This is a genomic window from Cellulomonas sp. ATA003, from assembly GCF_031582905.1.
Lineage (GTDB): Bacteria > Actinomycetota > Actinomycetes > Actinomycetales > Cellulomonadaceae > Pengzhenrongella.
Genome location: NZ_CP133990.1, coordinates 3,854,137 through 3,871,480 on the forward strand (window position 1 = coordinate 3,854,137; position 17,344 = coordinate 3,871,480).

Here is a 17,344-nt window from a genome sequence, read left to right on the forward strand (position 1 = left end):
GGATTCCGGCGTCACCGTCGGCTGCGGTAGATGAACGTTCAATGACCAGCACGGTAGACGGGTGTCGGATGTGAGCGGGACCGAGCGGAGCGGGTCGGGCGAGGACGGGCGCCGCACCATGGACGTCGACGACGGCGTCGAGCGTGGGGAGCCGGCCCTCGACGCCGACGCCGGAGACGACGGAGCACGAGATCCGGAGGTCGATCCGCTGTCGGAGGATCCTCGAGTGCAGGCGCGGCTCGGCGAGGCGTACCCGACGCTCGAGAGGTTCCACGCCCTCCTCCGCGAGCAGGGTGTGCTGCGCGGGCTCATCGGTCCCCGCGAGGTCGGACGACTGTGGGAGCGTCACCTCCTCAACAGCGCCAGCCTGGCTCCGTACCTCCCCACTACTGGCACCGTGGTGGACGTCGGGTCAGGAGCGGGCCTGCCCGGTGTCGTCCTGGCCGCGCTCCTCCCGGGTACCGAGCTGGTGCTCCTGGAGCCGATGGAGCGACGCGTGACCTGGTTGACCGAGGTCACTCAGCAGCTCGGCCTGGACAACGTCACGGTGCGGCGAGGTCGCGCGGAGGAGCTCCACGGGGCGATCGCGGCCGACGCCGTGACTGCGCGAGCTGTCGCACCGATGGATCGCCTCGCGCGCTGGACCCTCCCCTGCTCCGGCCCGGCGGCTCGCTGGTGGTGCTCAAAGGACGACAGGCGGGCGCCGAGCTCGACGCGGCACGACACGTGCTACGCAAGCTGCGCGCCTCGTCGAGCGAGATCCTCACCGCTCCGACGCTGCCGGGCCTGGAGCCGACCACGGTCGTCCGGGTGACCAAGAGCGGCTGACCACAGCACACGCGCTGCTGCCGGATTCGCTCCGGTGGGTGCGGTCGACGGCCTGGCAGCCCGGTGTGGAGGGCTCGGCTTCAGCGCGATGCTTGCCTTAGGCAACGATTCTGACGATCTCCAGAAGAGATAGCGCGTCGGGTGTCGAGGTGGGCGCCGGCCGCCACCGTCTGCGCGGACGGTGCGGAGTCCGGCTCTGCAGACTGCCTGCGTCGGGAGTTGAAGCGTCCGGGGCGCTGACCGAGCCTCGATTCGGTGGGCGGCCGCCAACGCGCGCGCCACCCCTGCGCTGTGATCTGCGCACTGGCTGGCCTTGTGCCTTGTGCCTCCTTGCCCGACTGGCGCCCTGTGCGCTGCGACGGGGCCCCACGCCCAATGTCCCACGGACCCGAGACCTCGACGGCGACGCTCACGCTGAATCGGTGGGCGTGCGCCGTGCGACGAGCAGACAGTGAGGCGTGGTCCTCACGGAACAGATGAGGGGGAACTGGAGCTTCGAGAAGGCCCAGACGACACAGGCTGCGCAGGTTGCGTCGTCCGTTCCCCACGATCCGCCCTCTCGGGCAACGCGCGATGGACGGACGGTGTGTGGTGCCTGTCCGCCGCGGATGGCGGCGGCGCTTCGGGCCGCTGTGGTTCCACGTGGAACGAGATCACAGCCTCCACCGCGGCCGTGGCGGTGTTCCTGGCGTCCCGAGCAGGCACGTGCATTGCTGCAAGGTCGTTGCTACAGCGGCTGGCGACCGGTGAGGGCGCGTGTCGGCGATCCATATGTGTGCTGTCCGACGGAACGCACGCCAGCGCGAGAGGCCTGCGGACACCGAACGCCTGATGCGTCACCCGGAGGGCGAGAAGCAGGCCAGATGGGAACGTTCCACCAGTCGTCGAGGTGGTGCGCATCGGGAAGGCGCCGTTCCACGTGGAACCACTCGTGGGGGCACTGCGCAACGAGCCCGAAGGAAGACGCAGTCCGGCCGTCGAGCCGTGCGAACCAACTTGAGCCACCCACTCCCCACGGATAGACCGTGCTTCCCGGTGCCTCGCTCGGGGCCGGGCGGGCGGATGACAGGCGTGGCGTGGCTAGCCGGCGTCCGTATCGGCGCTACCAGCCTGTCATATGGCCTGGCGAAACTGGCCCCGCCGCCTGTGCGCTTCGGAAGCAGCTCTGAACAAAAGGCCGTCCCGTGCTGACCAGTGGCCGACGCTCGTGACTACGTGACATGACAGAGACCTCTGAGACGTCCCTCTGCCGCTCCCGGGGACATGGCGCGGCGACGATGGTGGTCGCATAGCCCCTCGCCAGATCTGCTGCGATGTATCGCACCTGGAGCGCGACGTCGCCGGGCTGCATGGTGACTCGGTCCTAGTCAGGCGGTCGCCCCCTCGGGCTAGTCACAGCAGATGTCTGAGCCCGGCCCGGCGGCACGTGGTGCTCCTTCGTAGGCGTGAATACCGAGCTCTGCGTCGTCGCCTCTGGACGCCACCGTGTCGGGCGTGGCAGCGCTGCACCACCGCTCCACTTCGCGACAACCCCGTCGCAGAGAAGGCGGCACGCTGCCTCTGAGCCGCCTCCATGACCCTCGCGGGTCCAGTCTTCACGGAGGCGTGCGCGTGACGACGGCGTGTGCTCTGGTGGCGGTCACACTCTGCGGAGCGCGGACGCGCTGGACGGCACGAAGCCTGTGCAGCAGCGTGGCGCATTGCCGCACGTGGCCTTCGACTGAGCACGACCTGTGTCGCCGCGCTGTTGTGCGTGGCGATGAGATCGACCAAGGCCGGCAGTGTGAAGGCGCTGTGCGCGCTGATGGATGACCCGTGTTCCACGTGAAACGCCACCGGCGGTGAAGTGCGCCGGCAACGATTTGCGCACGCGTGTCGTGGAACTTCAGTCAGATCGACCTCCAACAGAACCGCCCTTGCGGGGCCTCGGACACGTCCTCGTCCCGGAAGAGGACTGGTCGACCTAGCCACCTCATCGGAGGCACTTGTCCATCAGCATGGTGCCCGGTGGGCGCGACGGCGGACGCTCGACGTATGCATCGTCGGTTCTACGGGGACGACCCACGGCTCACCGTGTTGTTCGGGCTACTTGTCGATTCGCGGGGCTGTACGCATGGCCGGCTCCAGGTCAAGCAAGTGTCGCCGCACGCCATACAGATGACACGCGAAGTCCGAAGTGGCCACGAGTGCGCAATTGGTTCCACGTGGAACGAGCGCCTCCTGTGCCCTCTCGATCCTGTTCCACGTGAAACCGGCCAGGCCCACCGCGGCGTGGAGCGGGTGCTCAGGATGTATAGGTAGCGCGTGCTGCTCATCTCGATCGGTGAGGCACAGCGGCGTGGGCATCGCCGGCATGGTGGCCGAAACAGTGAGTGGCGCGGATCGCGCCACGTGCCCCTGGTGGTGGAGTGCGCCGGGGCGAGCGACGCGAGCGACGACCGAGCACCGCGTGGGTGCGTGCGGCGTGGTGAGCTGCGGCGGTCCTCGTGCGCAGGCGCGACGAGCTGGGTCGTGGCCATGCATCGTGCATCAGCACAGGCGCAACCGTGGCCTCACGGCACGACGTCGTACGGGGGTCTGCGTCGGCGGAGTGGCGCGGCTGCGTCCGTCGGGACGCGGGATAGAGTCTCGCGGTGGTCGCGAACGAGCGAGGCGGGATGAAGGATCTTGATGGCGTGGAAGACGTGAGAGGCCAGAGCGCTGGGACGCACGGCATCGGCGACGGGACCGGGCGTTCCGGACCCCGGGCCCGTGACAGCGTTCCACGTGAAACCGGTGGACCGGACGACCTGCGACGTGCCGCACTGGTCGACAGCCTGCCGGACGGCGATGAGACGACTCCCTTGATGGCCGAGCTCGCTCGGGACGCTCGTCGGCGCATCGAGTTGCGTGGTCGTCGGTTCCCCCGACCGCCGGCGACTCGCGTGCTCACGGTCGCAAATCAGAAGGGTGGGGTCGGGAAGACCACGACGAGCGTGAACCTGGCGGCCGCGCTCGCCAAGGGCGGGCTCAACGTCCTCGTGATCGACAACGACCCGCAAGGAAATGCGTCCACTGCCCTGGGCATCGAGCACCGCAGCGGTACGCCGTCCGTGTACGAGGTACTGGTGGACGACGCGCCTCTCGCCTCGGCTGTCCGGACGTGCCCGGACTTCGCCAATTTGTGGTGCGTACCGGCCACGATCGACCTGTCAGGTGCGGAGATCGAGCTCGTCTCGATGGATTCACGTGAAACACGACTACGAACCGCGCTGGACACCTACCTGTCCGAACGTGACGCCAGCGGCCAGGACCCCATCGACTACGTCTTCATCGACTGCCCACCCTCCCTGGGTCTTCTCACGGTGAATGCCTTCGTGACGGCGCGGGAGGTGCTCATCCCGATCCAGTGCGAGTACTACGCGTTGGAGGGCCTGAGCCAGCTGCTGAACACCGTGGAGCTGATGCGCGCGCACCTGAACGCCGAACTTCGGGTCAGCACGATCCTGCTGACCATGTACGACGCCCGGACCAACTTGGCTCAGCAGGTGGCTGCGGAGGTGCGTGAGCACTTCCCCGACATCACGCTCCGGACCACGGTCCCGCGGTCGGTACGCATCTCGGAGGCCCCGGGGTACGGCCAGACGGTGATCAGCTACGACGCCGGCTCCAGCGGAGCCCTCGCGTACCTCGAAGCGGCTCGCGAGCTGGCAGTCCGCGGTGTCGAACCGGATCAGGCACCCACCTCGACGACGACGACGAAGGACGATGGACATGAGTGAGAAGCGACGCGGCCTCGGACGGGGCCTGGGTGCCCTGATCCCGACAGCGAGTGATGCACAGCGGCCGGTCGACGTGTTCTTCCCGGACGTGACTGGCGCTGCTGCCGCGGCGGCCGCGGCGAAGGCAGCAGCGGCAGGTGCTGTGGACACGGCTGCGTCGGACAACCCGGCGGTGCGCGCGGATGAGGGTGGGGTGAGGGGTGCCAACACCGCCACGATTCTGGTCCAGGAGGCCGGTGACGAAGTACCGGACGACGAGCCGATCAGCAGCCCGCAGGGGGACGACGTTCCACGTGGAACGGGAGACCTCGTGCCCGTGCCGGGTGCGCGGTTCGCCGAGCTGCCCGTGGACTCCATCCGGCCGAACTCCCGCCAGCCTCGGACGGTGTTCGACGAGGATGCACTCGAGGAGCTCACCGTCTCGATCCGCGAGATCGGGGTGCTGCAGCCGATCGTGGTGCGGCCCGCGCGGGATGACGAGTCCGGCTACGAGCTGATCATGGGCGAGCGCCGTTGGCGCGCGACTCAGCGCGCTGGATTGCCGACCGTGCCCGCAATCGTGCGTGACACGGACGATGCCGACCTGCTTCGTGACGCGCTCCTGGAGAACCTCCACCGCAGCGAGCTCAACCCCTTGGAGGAGGCGGCGGCGTACCAGCAGCTCCTCGACGACTTCGGGTGCACGCACGACGAGCTCGCGACCCGGATCTCCCGGTCGAGGCCGCAGATCTCCAACACCTTGCGCCTGCTGCGTCTGCCACCGCTCGTGCAGCGCCGGGTCGCCGCGGGAGTGCTCTCTGCCGGCCATGCGCGCGCACTGCTCGGACTGACGGACGGAGCAGCCATCGAACGACTCGCGCAGCGGATCGTCGCCGAGGGTCTGTCGGTGCGCGCGACGGAGGAGATCGTGTCGCTCGGCGGCGACCCGGAGCGTCCGGTCAGCGCGAGCAGACGCTCACGCGGTGGCCACCGGGCGGACGCCGTCGACGAGCTTGCCGCTCGTCTCTCGGACCGGTTCGAGACGCGGGTCAAGATCGCGCTTGGGAAAAGTAAAGGGCGCATCACAGTGGAGTTCGCATCGGTGCAGGATCTCAACCGGATCCTGTCGACCCTGTCACCTGCGGACGCGGGTGTGCTGGCCGCCCCTGAGGACTGACGCCGTGAGCGACTGGCAGCGCCCCGTGGGACGCCACGCCGGCGTCCCACGGGCGGTGCCCGGCGTGTCCGGGGGCGACCCGGCGGTGGACCGCGCCACGCGACGTGACGTGGGCAGCGCGTGTCGGCGCACGGTACGACGCAGGCACGGCGGTAGTGCTGAACCAGGTCAGCGCGGTGCGACGGCCTCAGCGGCGAGCGCGAGCTCGACGAGGTCGCGGTACATCGACCCCAGGTCGTGGCCCCCGGCGGCTGCTGCCTGGGGGAAGAGCGACGTCTCGGTCATGCCCGGGGCGACGTTCACCTCGAGGAAGTGCGGGATGCCGTCGTCGTCGACGATGAGGTCCGTCCGCGACAGGTGACGCAGGCCGAGGGCGCGGTGCGCGGTGACGGCCATCGCGGCGACCGCCGCCTCCTCGCCCGGGTCGAGCCGGGCAGGGACGAAGTACTCGGTGCGGCCCGGGTTGTACCGCGCGTCGTAGTCGTACGGGCCGTCGGTGACGATCTCCACCCCCGGCAGCGCATGGACGCCGTCGGGGCCCTCGACGACGCTCACGGCCACCTCGCGGCCCTCGACGGCACGCTCGACCAGCGCGGTGTCGCCGTAGGAGAACGCGTCGACCATGGCGCGTGCGAGCTCGGGGGCGCTGGTGACGAGGGTGACGCCGAGGGCGGACCCCGCGTGACGGCTTCACGACGAGCGGGAGCCCGAGACGGTCGACGATCGCGTCGAGGACCCGCCCTGCGCCGAGCTCGCGGAACAGGCTCTGCGGGAGCGTGACGAACGCCGGCGTGGACAGCCCGGCGCGCGAGACGACCGTCTTCGCCACCGGCTTGCTCCACGCCAGTCGGCTGGCCCGTGGGTCCGTGCCGAGGTACGGGATGCGCAGCAGCTCCAGCACGTCCCGCACCGATCCGTCCTCCCCGGTGGCACCGTGCAGGAGCGGCCACACGAGGTCGGGGCGCGTCTGCGTGAGCGCGGGGATGAGGTCGGCGTCGACGTCGTGCACCGTGACCTCGATGCCTGCACCGCGCAGGGCCTCGGCGACGCGGCGCCCTGAGCGCAGCGAGACGTCCCGTTCGTGGGACAGGCCACCGGCCAGCACCACGACGCGCGGGCCGGGCGCGGCGGCAGGATCCGGGCCGGCCGGGGCTCGCGTGCTGGAGGCACCGGTGGACGACGCCGCGGTGGGCTCGGCCGTCGACGGCTCGGCGGGGATGGGGGCAGGGGTCACGTCGGGATCCTCTCGTCGGTTGGGCCGGCCGGGCGAGGCGTCACGCCAGGTCGGGACCGGGGGCCTGCACGTCGCGCGCGGGCCGCGTCCCGGACGTCCCGAACAGCGACACGAGCTCGCTCTCACCGGCGACGACGCCCGCGAGCCGGCGCACGCCTTCGCGGATCCGGTCCGGGGTGGGGAAGCAGAACGACAGCCGCATGTGGTCGGTGCCGCGGTCGTCGAAGTAGAAGGCCGTCCCCGGGACGTAGGCCACGCGCGCGGTGACGGCACGGGGCAGCATGGCGCGGGCGTCGAGACCGTCCGGCAGGCGCACCCAGGTGTAGAAGCCGCCGTCGGGCACGGTCCACGACGCGTCCGGGAGGTGCTCGGCGAGGGCGCCGACCATCGCGTCACGCCGCTCGCGGTACAGCTCCCGGAACGACTTGATCTGGCCCTTCCAGTCGCAGGTGGCGAGGTAGGTCGAGATCGCCAGCTGGGACGCGTTGGAGGGGCTGAGGATGGCGGACTCGCTGGCCAGCACGAGCTTCTCGCGCACGGCGTGGGGCGCGACCGCCCACCCGACGCGGTAGCCGGGCGCGAACGTCTTCGAGAACGAGCCGAGGTAGATGACGCCGTCGGCCTCGAGGGAGCGCAGCGCGGGCAGCGGGTCGTGGGAGAAGCCCAGCAGCCCGTAGGGGTTGTCCTCGAGGACCAGCACGCCGTGGCGGCGCGCGATCTCGAGAACCTGCGGCCGGCGCTCGGCGGACATCGTGACGCCGGCCGGGTTGTGGAAGTTGGGGACGGTGTAGAGCAGCTTGACCCGGCGCCCCTCGCGCTCGAGCGCGGTGAGCGTCTCCTCGAGCGCAGCCGGGACGAGGCCGTGCTCGTCGAGCGGGACGTGGACGACGTCGGCCTCGTAGGCGCGGAACACGCCCAGCGCCCCGACGTAGGACGGCGCCTCCGCGACGACGACGTCGCCCGGGTCGACGAAGATCCGGGTCACCAGGTCGAGCGCCTGCTGGCTGCCGGTCGTGACGACGACGTCGTCGGGGTGGGCCTCGATGCCCTCGAGGCGCATCACCTCGAGGATCTGCTCGCGGAGGGTCTCGTCACCCTGCCCCGACCCGTACTGCAGGGCGGTCGTCCCCCGCGTCGCGACGACGTGCCGGCTCATGTCGGCCAGGACGTCGAGCGGGAGCCCCTCGAGGTACGGCATGCCGCCCGCGAGCGAGACGACCTCGGGGCGGTTGGCGACGGCGAACAGCGCCCGGATCTCCGAGGCACGCATCGCGTGGGCGCGGTCGGCGTACGCGTGCAGCCACGGGTCCAGGCGGGTGCCGTGCGCACCGGAGCCGTCGCCGGTCGAGGGGTGGAGGGGCGACACGCGCTGGGTGGCGGCGGCCCCGGTGGGGGCAGCGCACCTGCCCCGTGCGTCTCGGAGGTCATCCCCGAGTGTCGCACGCCGGGAACGTCGTCCCGGCGTGCGACCACGCGACACGTCTCAGGGTGTGAGCAGCGTCGTCTCGATCTGCTGGACCAGGAACGGCTTGGGCCGCGCGCCGACGACCGTGTCGACGAGCTCGCCGTCCCGGACGAAGTGCATCGTCGGGATGGAGACGATGCCGTAGTCGGCGGCGACGCGCGTGTTCTCGTCGGTGTTGACCTTGACGATCTTCACGCGGCCCGCGTAGGTCTGCGCGAGCTCGTCGAGGACGGGCGCGACCATGCGGCACGGCCCGCACCACGGGGCCCAGAAGTCGACCACGACGGGGACGTCGGACTCGAGCACCTCGGCGCGGTAGGTGTCGTCGGTCGCGTGCACCGGCGCCGCGGGCGTGGCGGACGACCCGGAGGTGGGGGTGGCGGTCATCGGATCTCCTGGAGTGCGTCCGCGGCCTCGGGCAGGACGGGGCCCTCGGTGCCCACGTCGCCGAGCCCGGTCAGGTAGTGCTGGGCGTCGAGGGCGGCCGCGCAGCCCGAGCCGGCGGCGGTGATCGCCTGGCGGTAGGTGTGGTCGACGGCGTCACCGCACGCGAAGACGCCGTCGAGGTTGGTGAGCGTGCTGCGACCGACCACCTCGATGTAGCCGTTCTCGTCCAGGTCGACCTGGCCGACGAGCAGCTCGGTGCGCGGGATGTGACCGATGGCCACGAACAGCCCGCCGGCGTCGACGTCACGCTCCGCGCCGGTCACGGTGTCGCGCAGCGTGACCCCGGTGACCTTGTTCTCGCCGTGGATCGCGACGACCTCGCTGTTCCAGGCGAACTCGATCTTGGGGTCGTTCTTCGCGCGGTCGGCCATGATCTTCGAGGCTCGCAGCTCGTCGCGACGGTGCACCATCGTCACCTTGCGGCCGAAGCGGGTCAGGAAGGTGGCCTCCTCCACGGCGGAGTCCCCACCGCCGACGACCAGGATGTCCTGGTCGCGGAAGAAGAAGCCGTCGCACGTCGCGCACCACGACACCCCGCGGCCGGACAGCCGCTTCTCGTCCGGCAGGCCCAGCTCGCGGTAGGCGGAACCCGTCGCGAGGATGACCGCGTGGGCGGACACGGTCTCGCCGCCACCGGTCCGCAGGGTCTTCACCTCACCCGCGAGCTGCATCTCGACGACGTCGTCCCACAGCACCTCGGCGCCGAACTTCTCGGCCTGCTTCTGCATGGCCTCCATGAGCTCGGGGCCCTGGATGCCGTCGGGGAAGCCGGGAAAGTTCTCGACCTCGGTGGTGTTCATCAGCGCGCCACCGGCGGTGACGGAGCCCGCGATGACCAGGGGCCGCAGCCCCGCTCGGGCGGCGTACACCGCCGCGGTGTACCCGGCAGGGCCCGATCCCACGATGACGACGTCGCGGGGGCCGGGCGTCTCGGTGGGAATCTGCTCGCTCAACGCGCTACCTCGTCCTGGTCGTGTCCGGCTGGTGACGGGCAGGTGTGCGCCGTCGATGTCCGGAACCGATCCTAGGGCGGAAGTGTTCCCCGACCGTGGCGCGCCGAGACGTCGGTCGCCAACCGGTCAGTCGCCAACGGGTCAGCGGGCCCGTGGACCGGTCAGGAGACGGTGACCTCGGCGAGCTCGACGCGGTTGGAGCCGTCGTCGGTCTGCGGCAGCTCGGTGAACCACAGGACGACGTGCTGGGTCTCGGTCGGCTCGGGGAACGTCAGCACGGTCTCGGGTGAGAGGGCCGCCTCGGCGAGGACGGCGCCCTCGGTGGGCGTCGACGGGTCGGTCGCACGGACCTCGACGCGCCCCCGGAGCCTCGGACCTGCAGGGTGACGGTGGAGACGGGGGCCGGCTCGGCGAGCGTCACGGCGTAACCGAGACCGTCCTTGAGGCCCCCGAACTGCGGCGTGCCGTAGGTGCGGGTGTACCAGACCGTCGACGGGTCGCCGTCGATGGCGAGGTCGACCGCCTCGGGGTGCTCGTTCTCGTCGCCGGCCGGGGGCGGGTCCAGCTGCGCACCCGACGCGATCACCGGCGGGCCGGCGGGTGCGGGGGCTCCTCCGGTGCCGGCTCCTCGGGCTCCGGCTCGGGCTCCGGGTCGGGCTCCACCGGGGTCACCGGCTCGGTCGCGACCGGCTCGCGGTCCGCCGACGGCGGTCCGACCGGACTGGTCAGCGCGTTGGTGGCGACGAACAGCCCGACCACGATCGCCAGCCCGACCAGCAGCAGGACGAGCCGGGTGGGGTCGAAACGGTGCGCCGCGATGGACTCGCGCGCCGCGGCGACGTCGAGCCCGCCGGGACGTCCACCACCGGGCGGGCGCGGCGAGGGGCCGCCCGCAGCGGTGGACGCCGCAGCGGTGGACGCTGCGGGTGCCGACCGGGCCGGCGTGGGCTTCGCCGAGGTGGACCGGGCCGGCGTGGGCTTCGCCGGTGCGGGGCGGTCCGCCGTGGGCTTCGCCGACGTGGACCGGGCAGAGGTGGGCAGAGCAGCGGTAGCCGCAGCCGCACCCGCGGCGCCCGGAGCGGACTGCTGGGCAGGCGCCGGCGCCGCGGTCGCCTCCGTTGTTCGCGGGGGCTTGCCCTTCCCCTTCGCCGCGCGAGGTGCCGCGGACGCCTCGGCACCGGTCGCCTCGGCACCGGAAGCCTTGCCACCGGTCGCCTCGGCACCGGAGGCCCCGCCACCGGGCGCCGCGACCCCTGCGCGTCCCGTACCCCGTGCGCGGTCCACGCCCTCCGCGACCTCTGCGCGCTCCGTCGAGCGAGCCGACGGGACGGCGGGACTCCGGGTCGTGGCGACGTCGTCGGCCGTCGCGGTGCTGGCCGGCGCCGCAGAACCTGCCGCCGTGGCACCGGCGGCACCGGCGGCACCGGCTGCCCCGGCCGCACCGGCAGCGCCCGCAGCCGCACCGGCAGCCACCCCGCCGGACCCGCTCAGGGCGGAGGACCGCGTCGGCACGGCGGGCGGCGGCGTCCCGGGGCGCGACGGGGCGCTCGAGCCCTGCCCCGTGAAGGCGGACCGCACCGACGTGCGCTGCACGCGACCGGGCGTGGTCGGGGTGCCGCGCGGCGGGGACACCGGGCGCCGGACCGGTGGCGACGCGACCGAGAGCGGCTGGGTGACCGCGAAGAGGTCGGTCGCCCGGATGTCACCCCACGGCTCGAGCTCCTGGACGAGCTGGGCGGGCGTCTGCGGGCCGTCGTCGTGCACACCGAGCGTCACGGCGCACAGGGTGTCGAGGTCGTTCGGGACGCCCGAGGCGACCTCCGCCGGCGGGACGGGCGCGCCCTCCATGACGGGCGCCGGGTCCAGGCCGGACCCGTGCCGGTCGACGGCCGCCGACGGCACGGCCCCGGGGACCGTCGCCGGCCAGCGCCCGGTGAGCGCGGCGTAGAGCAGGGCGACGAGCCCGAGGGTGTCGGTCCGGGACGCCGCGGCGGCGTCGTGGGACTCGTGGCCGACGAGCGCGGCGTCGACCGCGATGCCGGTCACGAGGATCCGGTCGTCCGGTGTCAGGTGCAGGACGGACGGGCGCAGCGCGCCGTGGTGGACGCCGCGGCGTCGGGCGGCCTCGAGGGCAGACGCCGCCTCTCCCACGATGGCGCGGGCCTGGTCGGCCGGGAGCGGCCCGCGGGCGACGAGCTCGGCGAGCGACGGACCCGTGACCTGCTCGGTGACGGTGTACGCGACACCCTCGTGCTCGCCGACGTCCAGCACCCGGACCAGCCGGGGGTCCGTCACGAGGGCGGCGCGGCGTGCGGCGTCGAGCGCCTGCGGGACCTGCCCTGCGTGCAGCACGGTGACCCGGACCGGGCGGTCGAGGATCTGGTCGGTGGCGTCCCAGGCGGACGCGCCGGGGAGGTCGAGGGCCAGCGGTTCGAGGGTCCGGTACCGGCCGGCCAGCAGGGTGCCTCGTCCGACGACGCCGTCCACCGTGCCCCCCGTCCCTCTTCTCGCGTGCTGCACGCACGTCCGTGCCGACGGCCACCGTCGGTGGCGCCATGCTACGCGGACGCGTCGGGCCGGACCCGGCCGACGTGGCCGCGCGGGGCCGACGGACCTACGCCCGGCGGCGGGTCAGCCGCCGCGCCAACGGGGCAGCGAGCTCGTCGAGCTCACGCACCCGCATGAGGCGCAGCAGCGCGACGTAGACCGCGAGCATCACGAGCCCCACCCCGGCGCACACGAGCGCGGCGCGCAGCATCCCGGCGCCCACCGCGACGTCCGCGGCGTCGTCGGGCAGGGCACCGACGGCCCGGACGATCGCCCAGCCGACGCCCGCGGAGACCGCGGCCGCGATCCCGGCGCGCACGTACAGGCGCAGGACGCGTGCCGTCCCCAGGTGCTCGAGGCGGCGTCGCAGGCCCGCGATCGCGAGCACCGTCCCCACCACGTGGGACAGCGACATCGCCGCGGCGATCCCGGTCACCCACCACCACGGGTCGAGGACCGCACGCGAGGCCAGCGCCCCGCCGGCCACGACGGCCGCCATGACGACCTGGACCCAGAACAGCGAGCGCGCGTCCTCGTAGGCGTAGAACACGCGCTGGCACAGCGACCAGGTGCCCAGCGCGGCGACGCCGGCGGTGAGGGCGACGACCACGGGGGTGGTCGCGGCGGCCTCCGCGGGCGACTGGGACGGGAGCACGAGCCGCAGCACCGGCAGCGCCAGCACGGCGAGGGCCGAGGTCGCGAAGAGCGTGAACACGCCGATGGTCCGGGCGCCGCGGGAGAAGTCGGCGCGCACACCGGCGGTGTCCTCGTGCGCCGCGTGCGTCGAGAGCCGGGTGAACAGCGCCGTCAGCAGGGACACCGTGACCAGGGAGTGCGGGAGCATGTAGAGGGTGAAGGCGGCCGTGTAGACGGCGTTGCCGGCGACGACGACGCCGCCGTCGGCGAGGGTCTGCGCCGTCCGGTCGGCCGCGGTCATGACCTGGGTCGCGACGAGGAAGCCGACCTGCCCGACGGCGAGTGCGGCGAAGGTCCACCCGGCGACGCGGCCCGCGCCGCCCAGCCCCGAGCCGCGCAGCCCCCAGCGCGGGCGGTACCGGAAGCCGATCCGGCGCAGCGGCCACACCAGGACCGCGGCCTGGCAGACGACGCCCAGGGTCGCCGTGCCACCGAGGAGCGCGATCCGACCGGGCGTCCACCACTGGGGGTCGGCGGGCGCGAGATCGGCGTGGAACGGGCCGAACAGACCGAGGAAGACCCCGAGGCCGGCGATCGCGACGACGTTGTTGACGACCGGTGCCCACATGAACGGACCGAAGCTGCCGCGTGCGTTGAGCACCTGACCGAGCAGCGTGTACATGCCGTAGAAGAACACCTGCGGCAGGCACCACAGCGCGAACGCGGTCGCGAGCGCGCGCAGCTGCGGGCCGCTGGCGGTGTCGCTGTACAGCCGCACGAGCACGCCGCCGCCGAGCGTGAGCAGCACGGTGACCCCGAGGAGCAGCGCGGCGCCGAGCGTGATGACCCGGTTGACGTAGTCCTCGCCGGCGGAGGTTCGGTAGGCCCGCACCACCTGCGGGACGAGGACGGCGTTGAGCACGCCGGTGGCGAGCAGCATGACGGCGATGTTCGGCAGCTTGTTGGCGAGGTCGAAGGAGTTGGCCGCCAGACCGGTGCTGCCGATGGCGGCGACGAGCATCGCGCCCCGCACGATCCCGAGCACGCGCGAGACGGCGGTGCCGGCGGCCATCACGGCGGCGCTGCGGCCCAGGCCGGGGCCGGAGCCGGCGGGCGTGGGGACGTCGCCGGAGGTGCCACCGCGAGTGGTGCCCTCCCTGGGGGCGGCGGGTCGGGCCGGTGGCCGCGACCCCGACGCGCCGACGGCGTCCGGTGCGGGTCGGGCCGGGGCGCTCTCGGGGACCGGGCCCTCGCTGGGCGGGACGGTCGTCATGCGGACTCCTCCGGCAACCGGGCGATCTCGGACACCGGCGTGCTGCCGGCGCCGCGTTGGGCCGTCTGGCCGCGGCGGATGGTGCGGACGATGCCCACCACGAGCGCGAGGGCGAGCAGGCCGGCGACGACGCCGGTGCCGACGTTCTCCCAGTCCGCGCGCACGCGCACCGTGAACAGCTCGGGTGCGGCGATCGGCGCCCCGTCGGGGCCCAGGAGCGCGACCGCCACCCGGACGTCACCGCTGCCGACGGCGTGGAACGGCACCCGCACCTGGGTCTCGGACCCGGCCGGGATGGTGACCGTCTGGGCCTCGTCGATGACCAGGACCGGGCTGCGGGGCGTGAGGGCGACCCGCACCGTGACGTCCTGCGGCAGGTCGTTGCGCAGCCCCAGCGGGAAGCGTCCCGACTCCGAGCCGAGGTACAGGTCGCTCCCGGGGACCACCGACACCCCGGACCTCCGAGCGGCGAGATCGGTCACGATCCCGTCGACGACGGCGGTGCGCTGCACCGGCTCGGCGCGCCAGGCCACGGACAGCGGGATGTGGACCGCGTCGTCGACACCGTCGAGCAGGGCAGCGGGGTCCGGCACGATGCCGGCGAAATCCTTGAGCTCGTCGCGCGCACGCAGCAGGGCGGCCACCTGACCCGGCGGGATCTCGGCGTCCGCGACGGCCTGCGTCGGCAGGGCCGGCCGCTCGACGCCGGGGTCCGGGGCGGCGGCGAGCGTGGAGACCGGCGCGAGCTCGACCCATGGCGCGGTGGCCAGGGCGGCGAGCTGCGCGGAGGCGACCGCGGGGTCGGGGTCCCACCCGCGGTCGACGGCGACCAGGAGGTGGCGCTGCTCGCTGGGCCGCTCACGGGTGATCACGGCGGTCTCGGCGAGCACGCGCTGCACGGCGGCCGCGGTGGTGGTGTCGGTGGGGGCGTCGAGGTGCGCGGTGAGCACGGGGTCGGTCACGAGCGCCGCGATGCCGGCGGTCGCGGCCTGGGTGCCGGCGCTCGTGTCGGCCGTCGGGCGCACCCCGCCGGCGGGCACCGTGGCGCGGCCGGTCGGGGTGTAGGTGAGCCCGGCGGGGGCGAGGAGGTCGCCGTCGACGACCAGCGAGGTCGCCCCGGCACCGGCGGCGAGACGAGCGGTCGCCGCGTCGGGACCCGCGCCGGGCGGCCAGGCGACGTCGGTGCGGACGCTCGCGCCGAGGACGGGGTCGGTCTGCGCCTGCGCGGCCGCGACGGCCTCGGCGAGCAGCGCATCGGCCGACGCGTGGGCGAGCGCAGCGAGGTCCGGGTCGTGGGCGGGCAGGGTGAGGACCTCACGGGAGCCGGTGGCTGCGGTGAGCCGCTCGACCCACCGGTGCGCGGTGCTCCCGGGCTCGGTCGCCCGTGCCGCGGCGACCAGCGCCGGGTCGACGGCCCAGGTGATGCGCGGCCGGTCGGCCGTCGCGGACAGCACCGCGTCCAGCCGGTCGAGGACGTCGTCGCTCGGCGCGGCCACGGTCGCGGTGGCGGAGGGGTCGGAGCGGACCGGGCGTCGTCTGACGGGGTGGGGGTGGCCGGGTCCGTGCCCGGGTCCTCGGCGGCGTCGCCCTGCGCAGCGCCCCCTCCTCGGTGCCCTCCGTCGCGCCTGCGTCGTCGGAACCGTCGTCGGTGCCTTCGTCCGTGCCGTCGTCGTCGGCGCCCGCGTCGCTGCCGGATCCCTCGGCGGCGCGTGGCGTCGGTCCGGGCGTGGTCGGGTCGACCGGACCACCGGTCAGCGGGACCACGACGCTGAGGCGGGTGGGGGTGACGACCTGGTCGGTGGGCTGCCACACGAGGAACGTCCGGTGGACGGCCTCCCGGCGCCCCCGTCCGTGACCTCGACCGACAGGCCGCGCGGCCCCCAGGCGCTGTCCGCGGTGGACAGGCGCAGCTCACCGGCCGGCACGCGCAGCTCGACGTCCGCGGTCTGCCCGGGGGCGAGGGGACCCGTCAAGGGCGCCGAGACGAGGCGGTCACCCACCGTGCCGCTCAGCGGCTGGTCCGCCCAGCGGTCGAGCGATCCGCGGGTCGACTGCAGGAACCGGTTGACCCGCAGCGACGCCTGCGGCGCGGCGAGCTCGTCGTCCGTCCCGTTGCGCACCGTGGCCCGGACGACGAGCTCGTCCGCCGGACCCACGACGCGGGGGACACCTGCGTGACCTGGACCTCGACGACGTCGTCGTCCACGCCCTGGGTCGGGCCCGCCTCGGCGGAGGCGCCGCGGCCGTCGGTCGCGCGCGGCGAGGGGGACGGGACGTCAGTCGCGGCAGCGCCGGCGACCACGTCAGCCCCGGCGACCACGTCAGCCGCGGTGGTCCCGGACGACGCCCGGACGGGGAAGGACGCGGCCGCCGGCGCACCGAGCAGCGTCGCCAGGACGGTCAGCACGAGGAGCAGCGGCGCAGCGCGCCCGGGACGGCGGCTGGGGTGGCGGGGTGCGGTCATGCCCCGCTGAGCAGGACGAGGCGCGCCGCCTCCGCGAGGCGCCGCTCGTTCGGGTACGCCAGGCGGTGGGCGAGGTCCCGGAGGGCGACCCACTCGGCGTCCTCGGCCTCGCCGTCGGGGTCTCCCTCGACGGTGAGGTGGCCGCCGACGGCACCCAGCAGGAAGTGGTGGACCACCTTGTGCACCCGCCGGTCGTCGCCGGTGAACCAGTAGTCGATCACGCCGAGCCGGCGCAGGATCTGCCCCTCGATGCCGGTCTCCTCGGCGATCTCGCGGACGGCTGCCTGCTCCGGGGTCTCGGTCCCCTCGAGGTGCCCCTTCGGCAGGCACCACTCGAGCCGTCCCGCGCGGTTGCGACGCGCGATCACCGCCGCGTGGTGGATGCCCTCACGCAGGCTGACCACGAGGCCCCCGCCGACGTCTCGTCGACCACGGGTAGCGGGAGCGCCGCCGGGCGCAGCGCAGCGGGGTCGATGCGCAGGGCATGTCCACCCGGGGGCGCGGGCACGCCCGGCGGGCGTGGCTTCGGCGCGGGGCTGGACATGCGGCCACTGTAACGACAGGGGACGTGGCACTCCCC

General features: G+C 73.4%; 11 protein-coding genes and 2 pseudogenes. 3 read left to right on the forward strand and 10 right to left on the reverse strand.

The genetic code is table 11. The annotated features are described in order from the left end of the window. The first annotated feature begins 118 nt into the window (after positions 1-118). The 3 genes from rsmG (at position 119) to REH70_RS19040 (ending at position 5,745) form a co-directional block, all read left to right on the forward strand. The gene (rsmG, locus tag REH70_RS19030) at positions 119-814 is read left to right on the forward strand and encodes a 16S rRNA (guanine(527)-N(7))-methyltransferase RsmG (RefSeq protein WP_310749760.1); all 696 of its coding nucleotides are present in this window, start codon (positions 119-121) and stop codon (positions 812-814) included. A gap of 2,860 nt (positions 815-3,674) precedes the next feature. Beyond that, positions 3,675-4,589, forward strand: a complete 915-nt coding sequence (locus REH70_RS19035; protein ID WP_396134777.1) for a ParA family protein — start codon at positions 3,675-3,677, stop codon at positions 4,587-4,589. Next, positions 4,582-5,745 carry a ParB/RepB/Spo0J family partition protein gene (locus REH70_RS19040; RefSeq protein ID WP_310749764.1) on the forward strand — a complete coding sequence of 388 codons (1,164 nt, stop codon included), beginning with the start codon at positions 4,582-4,584 and terminating at the stop codon, positions 5,743-5,745. The genes REH70_RS19035 and REH70_RS19040 overlap by 8 nt, the downstream gene beginning before the upstream one ends. 168 nt (positions 5,746-5,913) lie before the next feature. On the opposite strand, the pseudogene REH70_RS19045 reads toward REH70_RS19040, so the two are convergent. The 10 genes and pseudogenes from REH70_RS19045 to REH70_RS19090 form a co-directional block, all read right to left on the reverse strand. Then, a pseudogene (locus tag REH70_RS19045) lies at positions 5,914-6,853 on the reverse strand (D-alanine--D-alanine ligase). A 166-nt stretch (positions 6,854-7,019) separates the two neighbouring features. Beyond that, positions 7,020-8,345, reverse strand: a complete 1,326-nt coding sequence (locus REH70_RS19050; protein ID WP_310749766.1) for a PLP-dependent aminotransferase family protein — start codon at positions 8,343-8,345, stop codon at positions 7,020-7,022. Between the two features lie 117 nt (positions 8,346-8,462). Further along, on the reverse strand, positions 8,463-8,831 hold the full coding sequence (trxA, locus tag REH70_RS19055; RefSeq protein WP_310749768.1) for a thioredoxin: 369 nt from the start codon (positions 8,829-8,831) through the stop codon (positions 8,463-8,465). Next, positions 8,828-9,844: a thioredoxin-disulfide reductase gene (gene trxB / locus REH70_RS19060; protein ID WP_310749770.1), complete on the reverse strand. Its 1,017-nt coding sequence runs from the start codon at positions 9,842-9,844 to the stop codon at positions 8,828-8,830. The genes trxA and trxB overlap by 4 nt, the downstream gene beginning before the upstream one ends. Before the next feature lie 271 nt (positions 9,845-10,115). Further along, positions 10,116-10,430, reverse strand: a complete 315-nt coding sequence (locus REH70_RS19065) for a hypothetical protein (RefSeq protein ID WP_310749771.1) — start codon at positions 10,428-10,430, stop codon at positions 10,116-10,118. Continuing rightward, positions 10,427-12,331, reverse strand: coding sequence for a protein kinase family protein (locus tag REH70_RS19070; protein WP_310749773.1), 1,905 nt, complete (start codon positions 12,329-12,331; stop codon positions 10,427-10,429). Before REH70_RS19070 ends, REH70_RS19065 begins: the two co-directional genes overlap by 4 nt. A gap of 127 nt (positions 12,332-12,458) precedes the next feature. Then, on the reverse strand, positions 12,459-14,300 hold the full coding sequence (gene murJ, locus REH70_RS19075; protein ID WP_310749775.1) for a murein biosynthesis integral membrane protein MurJ: 1,842 nt from the start codon (positions 14,298-14,300) through the stop codon (positions 12,459-12,461). Further along, positions 14,297-16,048 (reverse strand): DUF6049 family protein, encoded by a 1,752-nt coding sequence (locus tag REH70_RS19080; RefSeq protein ID WP_310749777.1) that lies wholly within the window; start codon positions 16,046-16,048, stop codon positions 14,297-14,299. The genes murJ and REH70_RS19080 overlap by 4 nt, the downstream gene beginning before the upstream one ends. 3 nt (positions 16,049-16,051) lie before the next feature. Continuing rightward, on the reverse strand, positions 16,052-16,456 hold the full coding sequence (locus tag REH70_RS19085) for a DUF6049 family protein (RefSeq protein ID WP_310749779.1): 405 nt from the start codon (positions 16,454-16,456) through the stop codon (positions 16,052-16,054). Positions 16,457-16,760: 304 nt separating this feature from the next. Further along, positions 16,761-17,308 (reverse strand): annotated as a pseudogene (locus REH70_RS19090) (NUDIX hydrolase). Positions 17,309-17,344: the final 36 nt, after the last annotated feature.